15 protein-coding genes are annotated in these 11,320 nt (G+C 69.8%); 8 read left to right on the forward strand and 7 right to left on the reverse strand.

Annotated features, from left to right (window positions below; genetic code table 11):
- From STRIP9103_RS40335 to STRIP9103_RS40350, 4 genes are all read right to left on the reverse strand, one after another.
- A partial coding sequence (locus tag STRIP9103_RS40335) for a DUF5134 domain-containing protein (protein WP_009338155.1) occupies positions 1-240 on the reverse strand: 240 nt, incomplete at its 3' end.
- Positions 241-417: 177 nt separating this feature from the next.
- Entirely contained in the window at positions 418-1,431 is a 1,014-nt protein-coding gene (locus STRIP9103_RS40340; protein ID WP_009338157.1) for an aldo/keto reductase, read from the reverse strand.
- Positions 1,432-1,560: 129 nt separating this feature from the next.
- Positions 1,561-2,325 carry a VOC family protein gene (locus STRIP9103_RS40345; protein WP_009338167.1) on the reverse strand — a complete coding sequence of 255 codons (765 nt, stop codon included), beginning with the start codon at positions 2,323-2,325 and terminating at the stop codon, positions 1,561-1,563.
- Positions 2,326-2,479: 154 nt separating this feature from the next.
- Positions 2,480-2,872, reverse strand: coding sequence for a VOC family protein (locus STRIP9103_RS40350; RefSeq protein WP_009338169.1), 393 nt, complete (start codon positions 2,870-2,872; stop codon positions 2,480-2,482).
- Between the two features lie 73 nt (positions 2,873-2,945).
- Here STRIP9103_RS40350 and STRIP9103_RS40355 point away from each other — a divergent pair, with 73 nt between their 5' ends.
- Positions 2,946-3,485: a GNAT family N-acetyltransferase gene (locus STRIP9103_RS40355; RefSeq protein ID WP_009338164.1), complete on the forward strand. Its 540-nt coding sequence runs from the start codon at positions 2,946-2,948 to the stop codon at positions 3,483-3,485.
- A gap of 111 nt (positions 3,486-3,596) precedes the next feature.
- On the opposite strand, the gene STRIP9103_RS40360 is transcribed toward STRIP9103_RS40355, so the two are convergent.
- Complete coding sequence (locus tag STRIP9103_RS40360) at positions 3,597-4,280, reverse strand: glycerophosphodiester phosphodiesterase (RefSeq protein ID WP_009338175.1); 684 nt, start codon at positions 4,278-4,280, stop codon at positions 3,597-3,599.
- A gap of 358 nt (positions 4,281-4,638) precedes the next feature.
- On the opposite strand from STRIP9103_RS40360, the gene STRIP9103_RS40365 reads away from it, so the two are divergent.
- From STRIP9103_RS40365 to STRIP9103_RS40380, 4 genes are all read left to right on the forward strand, one after another.
- Positions 4,639-6,036: a DUF6421 family protein gene (locus STRIP9103_RS40365; protein ID WP_048821896.1), complete on the forward strand. Its 1,398-nt coding sequence runs from the start codon at positions 4,639-4,641 to the stop codon at positions 6,034-6,036.
- Between the two features lie 47 nt (positions 6,037-6,083).
- Positions 6,084-6,836: an SDR family NAD(P)-dependent oxidoreductase gene (locus tag STRIP9103_RS40370; RefSeq protein WP_009338179.1), complete on the forward strand. Its 753-nt coding sequence runs from the start codon at positions 6,084-6,086 to the stop codon at positions 6,834-6,836.
- Complete coding sequence (locus STRIP9103_RS40375) at positions 6,833-7,903, forward strand: threonine aldolase family protein (RefSeq protein WP_009338187.1); 1,071 nt, start codon at positions 6,833-6,835, stop codon at positions 7,901-7,903. The genes STRIP9103_RS40370 and STRIP9103_RS40375 overlap by 4 nt, the downstream gene beginning before the upstream one ends.
- A gap of 83 nt (positions 7,904-7,986) precedes the next feature.
- The gene (locus STRIP9103_RS40380; protein ID WP_048821898.1) at positions 7,987-8,580 is read left to right on the forward strand and encodes a transglutaminase-like domain-containing protein; all 594 of its coding nucleotides are present in this window, start codon (positions 7,987-7,989) and stop codon (positions 8,578-8,580) included.
- Positions 8,581-8,623: 43 nt separating this feature from the next.
- On the opposite strand, the gene STRIP9103_RS40385 is transcribed toward STRIP9103_RS40380, so the two are convergent.
- Positions 8,624-9,352 carry a lysophospholipid acyltransferase family protein gene (locus tag STRIP9103_RS40385; protein WP_009338185.1) on the reverse strand — a complete coding sequence of 243 codons (729 nt, stop codon included), beginning with the start codon at positions 9,350-9,352 and terminating at the stop codon, positions 8,624-8,626.
- Between the two features lie 187 nt (positions 9,353-9,539).
- A complete protein-coding gene (locus STRIP9103_RS40390) occupies positions 9,540-9,956 on the reverse strand; it encodes a DUF4395 domain-containing protein (RefSeq protein ID WP_009338182.1) in 417 nt (138 codons plus the stop codon).
- A gap of 88 nt (positions 9,957-10,044) precedes the next feature.
- Between STRIP9103_RS40390 and STRIP9103_RS40395 the strand changes: the two genes are divergently transcribed.
- From STRIP9103_RS40395 to STRIP9103_RS40400, 3 genes are all read left to right on the forward strand, one after another.
- Positions 10,045-10,449, forward strand: coding sequence for a TlpA family protein disulfide reductase (locus STRIP9103_RS40395; protein WP_078614215.1), 405 nt, complete (start codon positions 10,045-10,047; stop codon positions 10,447-10,449).
- Between the two features lie 92 nt (positions 10,450-10,541).
- Positions 10,542-10,622, forward strand: coding sequence for a putative leader peptide (locus tag STRIP9103_RS53665; protein WP_374005112.1), 81 nt, complete (start codon positions 10,542-10,544; stop codon positions 10,620-10,622).
- A gap of 52 nt (positions 10,623-10,674) precedes the next feature.
- Entirely contained in the window at positions 10,675-11,184 is a 510-nt protein-coding gene (locus tag STRIP9103_RS40400) for a flavin reductase family protein (protein WP_009338177.1), read from the forward strand.
- Positions 11,185-11,320 lie beyond the last annotated feature (136 nt).

Below are 11,320 nucleotides of genomic sequence, written 5' to 3' on the forward strand. Positions count from 1 at the left end.
CCACAGCGCGCGCAGCGCCGCCGCGCCGAACACCACGGTGTAGGCGAGCCACGCCCAGCGCGGCGGCGCCACGACCGCGGCGGGCACGGCCATCACCGCCGTGCCGAAGCCCATGAGCGCCTCGCCGCCCGCGGCCCGGCGCTGCTCCTCGACGGCACTGCGCATCCGCAGCAGGCAGTAGCCCCCGGTCACCGCGCACAACGCGACCAGCAGCCAGCCGGGGGAAGCCGGTCCGTGCACCGCGCACCTCCACGCTCGACGGCGTCGAACAGTGATGACAGTGATGTCGGCCAGTCGTTGTGGGCATGCCCGTGCCCGGTGGAGCGCATACGAGCGCAAGGGTGTACTCGGGGGAGCGCGCGGGGTGCACGGCGGCGGAGGCACCGCCACAGCCCGGAACCGCGACCGTCGCCCGTCCTACGACCTGGGGTTGTCGATGTCCTCCCAGCGGGGGCCGTAGACGTTCCGTCGGATGACGGGCTCCCGCAGGAAGTCGTGCGGGAAGCCGAGGGAGGGGGCGCTCACCTCGTCGAGCCGGGCGAGCACGTCGGCGTCGAGGCGTACGTCGACGCTCGCCAGGTTGTCGGCGAGCTGGGCCGCGTTCGTGGCGCCGATGATGGGCACGACGTTGCCGGTGCGGGCGAGCAGCCAGGCGAGGGCGACCTGTGCCGGGCTCCAGCCGCCCTGCTCGGCGATCTCCAGCACCACGTCGAGCACGAACCGCTCGCGGAGTTCCTCCTTGCCCGCGTCCTCGCCGAGCCGGCCGCTCTCACCCCGCCGGTACTTGCCGGTCAGCTTGCCTGCCGCCAGCGGCGCCCACGCGAACACGGCCATGTCGAACCCCCGCGCCTGCGGCAGCAGTTCACGCTCCGGGGTGCGTTCCAGCAGGTTGTAGCGCAGCTGCGAGCCCGCGAACGCCGTCCAACCCCGCAGTTCGGCAAGGGTGTTGGCCTGGGCGATCTCCCACGCGGGCCAGTCCGACACCCCGAGGTAGAGCACCTTCCCGGCCCGTACGAGATCGTCGAGGGCCCGCATCACCTCGTCGACCGGCGTGAAGTCGTCCCGCGCGTGCACCCACAGGACGTCGAGGCGGTCGGTGCGCAGCCGTTCGAGACTCGCCTCCACCGACTGCACCAGGTTCTTGCGGTGGTTGCCCGCCGAGTTGACGTCGTCCTCGCTGGTCACACAGGTGTACTTGCTGGCCAGCACGAAACGGTCGCGGCGGCCTTCGAGGAGCCTGCCGAGGATGGACTCGGAGACGCCCTCGGAGTAGATGTCCGCCGTGTCGACGAAGTTCCCGCCGGCCTCCGCGTAGGCGTCCAGGAGCGGCCGGCTCGCGTCGAGGTCCACGGCACCCCAGCCGAACGTCATGGCGCCGAAGGCCAGTTCACTCACGCGCAGACCGGTCCTGCCGAACAGTGTGTAACGCACGTCGCATCTCCTCCGAGTGGTTCCCGGGTACGACGCTAGGAGGTGGAGGGTACTCCAACACAAGCGGGGGTGAGGCGAGTTCGGACGCACGGCAGCCGGTCGGGGCCACTCACACGCCGCGCGGTCGGATCAGCCTTCCTCGCCCGCCACATACACGCCGAACATGGCGCCCTGGGGATCGCGCAGCACCGCGATCCGTGGTCCGTCCGGCACCGTGGTGGGTTCCATGAGGATTGTGCCGTCCGCCTCGGTCGCGATCCGGGCCGTGTCGTCCACGTCCTCGACGGCGAAGTACGGCAACCAGTGCGAGGGCACCTCGTGCGGGAACTTGTCGTCCATCGTGACCATGCCGTCGAAGTCGGCGCCGCCCAGGCCCCACTGGGGGTAACTCTCGGAGCCGCCCACGCTCCAGCCGAACACGGTGGTGTAGAAGGCCTTGGCCCGCTCCGGCGAGCGCGTCAGCAGCTCGACCCAGCCGAGCGTGCCGGGCGCGTTGAGCAGCCCGGCGCCGGGGAAGGTACGGGCCTGCCACAGCTGGAAGGCGGCGCCGTTCGCGTCGAGCGCGACCGCGAAGCGTCCGAGGCCGAAGACGTCCATGGGCTCCATGACGATCGTCCCGCCGGCCTCCCGTACCGTCTGGGCCATGGCGTCGGCGTCGCTCACCGCGAACGACACGTTCCAGGCCACCGGCTGCGACTCCTGGTACAGCGGCGCGAGCGCGGCGACCGCCGCGTCCCCGAGATGCGCGATGGTGTAGCCGCCCGCCTCCTGGCGGGGATCGGTCTCCGGGCGCCAGCCGAACAGCTCGGTGTAGAACCGCTTGGCCGCCTCCAGATCACTGGTCCCCAGCTCGGTCCAGCAGGGCCCACCGGTCACCGGCCTGTCGAACTTCATGGCGTTCCTTCCGGAAGGGAAGCGACAACGGGAGCCCCCTCCAGCACGCTATGCCCGCGTCCAGCTCCCGGCCACCGGTGGCCGGGAGCTGGACGCGGGCCACCGATGGCCGTGAACCGGCCGGGGAGTCGGCCCGGTTCCGGGAGCGGAGACGTCAGATCCCCGGCCGGTAGCGCAGCGGATGGTCCGCCGGGACCTCCACCAGCACGATCTCCGTGCCGTCCGGGTCGGCGATCCACATCTCGACCAGCCCCCACGGCTCCTTCAACGGCGGCCGGCGCACCTCGACCCCGGCGGCCACCAGTTCCTCGTGCGTCGCCGTCACGTCCGTCACCTGCAGCCACAGCTTCAGCGCCGGCGAGGGCGGCACCGTCGAGCGGCCCGCGACCTCCAGGAAACCGCCGCCGAGGAAGTACACGACCCCGCGGTGCTCGCCCGTACCGAACTCCCGGTAGACGGGAAGGCCCAACTGCTCGCCGTAGAAGGCGCGGGAACGCTCGGGATCGGTCGGACGGAGGAGGATACGGCTGCTCAGTACATGGACCATGGGCCGAGCCTAGTGGGGGCGAGGGATACGCTCGTCCCTGCCGAGCCGCGAACGAGATCCGTCAGGAGCGCCCATGGACACCGCCGCCACCGGTCTGACCTTCCGTGACGCCACCGACGCCGATGTGGACGCCCTGGTCGCGCTGATCGAGTCGGCGTACCGGGGGGACTCCAGCCGGGCCGGCTGGACGACCGAGGCGGACATCCTCGAAGGGCAGCGCACGGATCCCGATGGTGTCCTGGAGGTCATCAAGGCGCCCGACAGCCGGCTGCTCACCGTCGAGCGCGACGGCACGATCGTGGCCTGCTGTCAGCTCGAACACCGCGGTGACCACGCCTACTTCGGGATGTTCGCGGTGAGCCCGACGCTCCAGGGCGGCGGCCTCGGCAAGGTGATCATCGCCGAGGCCGAGCGGATCGTGCGCGAGACCTGGGGCGCCAACGAGATGCACATGACCGTGATCTCCGTACGGAACGACCTCATCGCCTGGTACGAGCGGCGCGGCTACCGCCGTACGGGACGGATGACCCCGTTCCCGTACGGCGACGAGCGCTTCGGCATCCCGCAGCGTGACGACCTGCGGTTCGAGCTGCTGGTCAAAGAGCTGGTGTGACCGAGCTTGGGTGACGCGGCTGGTATGACGCGGCTGATGTGACGGGGCTGTATGACGGGGTCGGCGTGACCAGGCCGGTGTGGGAGCCGGTGTGAAGAGCCGGCGTGACGGCTAGGCCGTGAAGCGGCCCGTGCGCTTGATGTCCGGGTAGTCGGTCGTCGCGCCGTCCAGCTGCAGCGCGCGCACCAACCGCAGCTGGTCCTGGGTGTTGACCACCCAGCCGATGGTCCGCAGATTCGCCTTGCGGGCGCGCTCGACGATCTCCAGCGTCAGCCGCCGGATGTTCAGTACGAGGGTGGGGGCGCCCACCGCCACCGCCCGGTCCACCACGTCGGTGCCGTAGCGGCTGGCGACCAGCGCGGTGCGGACGCCCGGGACGAGCCGGGCGATCTCGGCGATCGCCTCGTCGTGGAACGACAGCACCTCGACCCGTCCCATCAGGTCGCGCCGGTGCATGACCTCGGCGAGGGCGTGGGCCGCCGTCGTGTCCTTGATCTCGGCCTGGAGCGGTGCCCGTACCGCGTCCAGGACCTCCTCGAAGGTGGGGATCCGCTCGCCGCGGCCCGCGTCCAGGGCCCGCAGCTCGGCGAGGGTCTTGTGGGCGATCGGGCCCGTGCCGTCCGTCGTCCGGTCCACGTCCGCGTCGTGCATGACGACGAGCTCGCCGTCCTTGCTCAGATGCAGATCGAGTTCGATGACGTCGAGGCCCGCGCGATCGGCGGCGACGAAGGAGCGGAGGGTGTTCTCGGGTTCCACACCCATGACTCCGCGATGACCGATGGTGAGGAAGTTCAAGGTTGACTCGCTTCCGTCGACGGCGGCTGGGCCCGCGTGACCGGGAGGGGCGGCACGCGGCTGGGGCGCAGCGTAGTCCTCCGGCCCCGCGATGTAACCGCGCGTGCACGAGCCCTTTCGAGCCGTCCCACAAAGGGGAACAGGACCGTTTCGCCACCTGCGGCCACCGGCCGCGTCATCCCTGAGTGGGCGAGTCCGGCACACGTTGACTCCGGCGGGGTGCCGTACGCGTCGACCGCGGCGGAGTGCCGTATACGTCGCCCGCTGTCTCCCCCTCGTGACCTTGATCGCTCTTGCGGTTCAGGAGCTTGCCTACATACGGTGTCCTTACGAAAGGTTCTTCCGTGGAGGGTGGGTCATGACGGAAATTCTTGTGCAGATTGGCACGGAGGACACTGTTCCTCCGGTCGGCAGGGTGGTGGAGCACCCGGCCTGGGCCGTGCTCAAGGGTGCCGTGGAACGCATCCGGCCCTGGCAGTCCAAGGACGGTTCGATCGACTTCGACGCCGAGGGCGCCCCCGACCCCGCGGACACCGAGCTGGCCGTGCACGGCGTCATCGACGCCGTCCGGACGCTGTCCCCGCTGCTGCCGCACGACGCCGTGTACCACGAGGCGCTCGTCGGGGACCTGCGGCGCTGGGCCGACGAGGGCTTCAAGGTGCCCGACTTCCTCGACTCGCTGCTGGCCTTCCAGCCCGCCGCCGACCGCCGCGACGGCCTCCAGCATCTGGTCGTCTTCCCGATGTACACACAGAACGGCAACCCCGACCGCAACCTCGAAGCGGTCGTGCTGCGCATGGTCTGGCCCGACTGGCTGGCCGAGCTGGAGCGCACCCGCTATGACAACCCGCTGTTCTGCGGCATCACCTTCGAGGACTTCACAGCCGGCTACGACACCAACTCGGCCGTCCTCTTCCCGGAGACCATCGCCGTGCGCGAGGCCCCCGCCCGCTTCTCCTGGGGTGGCATCTTCTGCGACCGCGAGGCCGCCCGCTTCCGCCGGGTGACCGCCGCCGCCGTCGACCTCCTCGGTCTCGACCTGCCGGAGGACGTCGCCGCGATGGTCCACGACCAGAAGCGCTGCGAGGAGGCCTTCGTCCTGTGGGACATGGTCCACGACCGCACTCACAGCCACGGCGACCTGCCCTTCGACCCCTTCATGATCAAGCAGCGCCAGCCGTTCTGGATGTACGGCCTGGAGGAGCTGCGCTGCGACCTCACCGCCTTCAAGGAGGCCGTGAAACTGGAGGCCGACGGCGTCCCCCAGGCCCGCGACGTGCAGTACGCGGTGCTCTTCGACCGTATGTTCCGCTTCCCCGTCACCGGCGAACGCGTCCGCAACTACGACGGACTCGGTGGCCAGCTCCTCTTCGCCTATCTGCACAAGCACGGCGTGGTCCGCTGGACCGACAACAAGCTGTTCATCGACTGGCGGCGCGCCCCGCAGGTCACCAACCAGCTGTGCGCCGAGATCGAGAAGCTGTACCGGGACGGCATCGACCGCCCGAAGCTCGTCCACTGGTTCGCCGGGTACGAGCTGGTCTCCACCTATCTCGCCCCGCACCCCGGCTCCCGCTGGGCCAAGGGCCCGGACGCCCTGGATCTGACGCAGCCGCCGCGCAAACTCGTCGACGACGTGCTTCCGGACGAGTTTCCGCTCAGCATGTTCTATGAGGCGCTCGCCAAGAAGCTGAAGAACGTGATCGCCTCCACCAAGGGCATCACCGCGGCGAGCGCCGACAGGGCCGCCGCGTGAGCGCCCGAGTCGTAGACACCGCAGGCGCTGCTCAGGAGGCGAGGACCATGGGGAACGGCAATGGACCACTGAGCGGCGCGGTGATCGCGGTGGCCGGCGCGGGCGGACCCGCGGGCCGGGCGACCCTGTTGCGTCTCGCCGAGGCGGGCGCGATCGTCGTCGGCTCCGACAACGACCCGGAGCGGCTCTCCGAGGCCGTCGACATGGCCCGCTATGCGCACGGCGGCGCCACCGTCGTCGGCGACACGGTCGATCTGCTCGACCTCCGGTCGACCCATGAGTGGGCCACCCGTGTCGAGAAGGACTTCGGCAGGGTCGACGGGCTCGTCCATCTCGTCGGCGGCTGGCGGGGCAGCGAGACCTTCACCAGGACCAGCCTCGACGACTGGGACTTCCTGGAGATGCTGCTCATCCGCACCGTGCAGCACACCTCCCTCGCCTTCCACGAGGCGTTGCAGCGCAGCGACCGCGGCCGGTACGTCCTGATCAGCGCGGCCGGCGCCACCAAGCCCACCGCGGGCAACGCCGCCTACGCCGCCGCCAAGGCCGCCGCCGAGGCATGGACGCTCGCCATGGCCGACTACTTCCGCAAGGCCGGGGGGCCGGGCGGGCCGTCGTCCGCGGCTGCCATCCTGGTCGTGAAGGCGTTGGTGCACGACGCGATGCGCGCCGAGCGCCCCAACGCGAAGTTCGCGGGCTTCACGGACGTCAAGGAGCTGGCCGAGGCCATCGTCGACGTCTGGGAGAAGCCCGCCGCCGAAGTGAACGGACACCGTCTGTGGCTCACCGAGAAGCCGTGAACCCACCGAAGACCGACGCGCGTCGCCATCACGACCCGGAGGTCCGCGGTTTCGCCAGCGACAACTACGCGGGGGCCCACCCCGAGGTGCTCGCCGCCCTGGCCCTGGCCAACGGCGGGCACCAGGTCGCGTACGGCGAGGACGAGTACACCGACAACCTCCAGCGCGTCATCCGCAGCCACTTCGGCGCCACCGCCGAGGCGTTCCCCGTCTTCAACGGCACCGGCGCCAACGTCGTCGCCCTCCAGGCGCTCACCGACCGCTGGGGCGCGGTGATCTGCGCCGAGAGCGCTCACATCAATGTCGACGAGGGCGGCGCCCCCGAACGCATGGGCGGTCTGAAGCTGCTCACCGTGCCGACGCCCGACGGCAAGCTCACCCCCGAACTGATCGACAGACAGGCCTGGGGCTGGGAGGACGAGCACCGCGCGATGCCGCAGGTCGTCTCGATCACCCAGAGCACCGAACTCGGCACCCTCTACACGCCCGACGAGATCCGCGCGATCTGCGAACACGCCCACGCGCACGGCATGAAGGTCCACCTGGACGGCTCCCGCATAGCCAACGCGGCGGCCTCCTTGGACGTGCCGATGCGCACGTTCACCAACGCGGTCGGCGTCGACGTCCTCTCCCTGGGCGGCACCAAGAACGGCGCGATGTTCGGCGAGGCCGTCGTCGTCATCAACCAGGACACCGTCCGCCGCATGAGGCATCTGCGCAAGATGTCCATGCAGCTCGCCTCCAAGATGCGCTTCGTGTCCGTGCAGTTGGAGGCCCTGCTCGCCAAGGACCTGTGGCTGCGCAACGCCCGCCACGCCAACGAGATGGCCCAGCGGCTCGCCGAGGGTGTCCGCGCCGTCCACGGGGTGGAGATCCTCCACCCCGTCCAGGCCAACGCCGTCTTCGCCCGCCTCCCGCACGATGTGAGCGAACGCCTTCAGAAGCGCTACCGCTTCTACTTCTGGGACGAGGCCGCCGGCGACGTCCGCTGGATGTGCGCCTTCGACACGACCGAGGACGACGTGGACGGGTTCCTGGCGGCCCTGAAGGAGGAGATGGCGCGGTAGGGCGCGAGGAGTTCATGCATAGATATGCGGTCACCTGAAAAGCCATTGACCTTCGGGTGATCGCATTTCTATGCTCTGCGGTCATGGAGCTGATCCAGAACACCTCTGACCTGTCCGCCTATTTGGCCGCTGACGAGGTCATCGACCATGACCATCCGGTGGTGCGGGAGACGGCGGCACGCCTGGCGAAGGACGTGCCGGACTCGTATGCCTATGCGCGGGCCGCCTTCGAGTTCGTACGCGACACCATCCCCCACTCCGCTGACAGCGGCGACCCACGCGTCACCTGGCGCGCCTCCGACGTCCTGGAGCAGGGCACCGGCATCTGCTACGCCAAGGCCCACGCGCTGACCGCGCTGCTGCGTGCCGAGGACATCCCCACCGCGCTCTGCTACCAGCGGCTGGCACATGACGACGGAAGCGGGCATGCCGTGCACGGCTTGGTCGCCGTCCGCTTCAACGGTGCCTGGCACCGCCAGGACCCCCGGGGCAACAAGCCCGGTGTGGACGCCCGGTTCTCCCTGTCGGGCGAGCGGCTGGCATGGGTGCCCGACCCGGACGCCGACGAGCTGGACTACCCGGTCCTGTACGCCGAACCGCACCCGGCCGTACTCGGCGCCCTGAAAGCCGCCCCGGACCGCCCCTACCTCTGGAAGACGCTCCCCACCGCACTCTGAACCCCGCCGCCGGAGCGGTCTGTCGCAGTCGCTGACCTCGGTGTCAGCGGGCCTCGGCCGCGCGGACCTCTTCCGGGGTCGGGGCCGTGCCGCCGAGGTGGGCCGGCATCCACCAGGTGTCGTCCGGGCCCTTGGGGCGGACGGGGTAGGCGCGCTGGCAGGCCTCCAGCAGCTCCTGGACGCGCTCGCGCAGCTGCCGGGTGATGGCACCGGCGTACTTGTCCTTGGAGGCCTCGATCGCCTCGCCGACCCGGATGGTGATCGGGATGTGGCTGCGCCTGAAGTTGCGCGGGTGGCCCTTGGTCCACAGCCGCTGCGTACCCCACACCGCCATCGGGATCAGCGGGACGCCCGCCTCCTGGGCCAGCCGGGCGGCGCCCGACTTGAAGCTCTTCAGGGTGAACGACTGCGAGATGGTGGCCTCGGGGAAGACCCCCACGATCTCACCGGACCTCAGCGAGTCCAGCGCGTGCTGGTACGCCGCCTCACCCTGCGTGCGGTCCACCGGGATGTGCCGCATGTTCCGCATCAGAGGCCCGGAGATCTTGTGCCGGAACACCGACTCCTTGGCCATGAAACGCACCAGACGCTTCTGCGGGAGCGCCGCCAGCCCGTCGAAGATGAAGTCCAGATAGCTGATGTGATTGCTCACCAGGACGGCGCCGCCCGAGCGCGGGATGTTCTCCGAGCCCTTGCAGTCGATCTTCAGGTCCCAGGCCTTGAACAGGGTGCGGGCGAGACCGATGGCGGGACGGTAGGCAAGCTCTGCCATGGACGGAGTGGACCCTTCTCTCTGCCTGGGAAGAGGCGCTCCCGGCGGGAAGTTACGCAGCCGTAGGTTTACGGCATCTCGCAGATCGTGCCCCAAGAACGCACGAGTAGCCAGTCCTGCCGCCTGTGAACGGCGAGATTCTTGTCACGTCCGGCCATACGGCCGACCGCATGCCTTCACCTCGCCTTCACTGCGCGCGTACGGTCACCCGCCGCACGAGCAAGTACATCTCGCACCCCAGGCAGTATCCGAACACCGCGTTCAGGAACGCCGCCGCGAGCGCGGCCCCGGTCGCCGCGAGACCCAGCCACTCGGGCCCCACCGTGAGACCGAGCAGCCCAACTGCCGCGAAGACCAACCCGACTGCCTGCGCGAAGCGCGGCGGCTCCGGCGCCTCGAACTCCGTCGGCGGCCCGATCCGTGGCCGCACCGCCTTGCGGAAGACCCAGCCGTACGGCGAACGCCCCACCCCGCCCGCCGCGCCCAGCGCGAAAGCGAACGTCTGCCAGGCCAGCAGCCAGGCGCTGCCGGTGATGAGGACGACCGCCAGGACGACGGTCGTCACGGCGGCGCCGAAGCGCGGCCCTCGTACATCGATGTCCATGAAGCAAGCATTCCGCAGGCAGACGTTTTCGGACAGGCGGGAATCTTTGCAGTCTCATGAACGCTGAAGCACCCTGTGACCGGGACTTGTGGTGTGTGTACTGGTGCTCGCCGCGGCGAGCACCTTACCCGAGAGTCTGCAGCGGCGGCGGGGCGGGAGAGTCAGGGTGCGCGGGCGGGACGGCGACAAGCGGGTCGGCGCGGCCGAGTTGGGGGAGGGGCTCGGTGAAAGGGCCACGCTCGTCCAGTTCTCCAGCGCCTTCTGCGCGCCCTGCCGGGCGACCCGACGGGTGCTCACCGAAGTCGCCGGCATGGTCCCCGGTGTCGCCCATGTCGAGATCGACGCCGAACAGAATCTCGAACTCGTGCGCAGGCTCGACATCCTGAAGACGCCGACGGTACTCGTCCTCGACGCCGACGGCCGGATCGTACGGCGCGCCACGGGCCAGCCGCGCAAGGCGGATGTGATCGCCGCGCTCGGCGAGGCCGTCTGAGGTTCGAGCGTTCGAGGAGTGACCTGTGTCGCATCTTCCGGATGACGGTACGCACTTGACTGTAAGCGTCACTGATCGTCAGCCTGACGGGTATGCCCAGGGAACTCCTTCTTGTCGAGCGCGTCCATGTGGACCTGGTCCGCACGGCGAGTTCGCGCTGTCCGGGCACGTGAGCGGCCACGGTTCAGCGCATCGGCTCGTCGACTCCAGCAGAAGGACAACTCCATGACGGCCACCTCCGGCCTCGGTCTTCCCCACCTCGCCTCCCCCGATCTCCTGCGCTCCGTCTTCCGCCGGCACGCGGCCGGTGTCGCCGTGATCACCGCGCAGGACGACACCGGCCCCGTCGGCTTCACCGCCACCTCGCTCACCTCGGTCTCCGCCGAGCCCCCGCTGCTGTCGTTCGGCATCGGCACCGGCGCCTCCAGCTGGCCGGTGATCTCCGAGGCGGAGTACGTGGGCGTGCACATACTCGGCGAGCACCAGCAGGAGCTGGCCGCCACCTTCGCGCGCAGCGGCGCCGACCGGTTCGGGGCGCCCACCGGATGGCGTAGCGGCCCTGAGGGAGTTCCCGTCCTCGACGACGTGCTCGCCTGGCTGGTCTGCCGGGTGGTGGCACGGGTACCCGCCGGCGATCACCGCATCGTCCTCGCCGAGGTCGTCCTCGGCGACCCCTCGGGCGCCGGTCGGCCCCTGCTGTATCACCAGGGGCGCTTCCACGGTCTGCGAGACTGACCTGCGCGAACGATCCCCGCTTCGGGTTTCGCGCCTGCGCGCCGCACGATTACCCAGGGTTGCCTAACTCACAGTTCAAAGCGCTTGCTTAGCGGGAACGAAGTGCGGGAATGTAGATGCCGTACTGGCGAGTAAT

The sequence above is a fragment of the Streptomyces ipomoeae 91-03 genome, from assembly GCF_000317595.1.
Lineage (GTDB): Bacteria > Actinomycetota > Actinomycetes > Streptomycetales > Streptomycetaceae > Streptomyces > Streptomyces ipomoeae.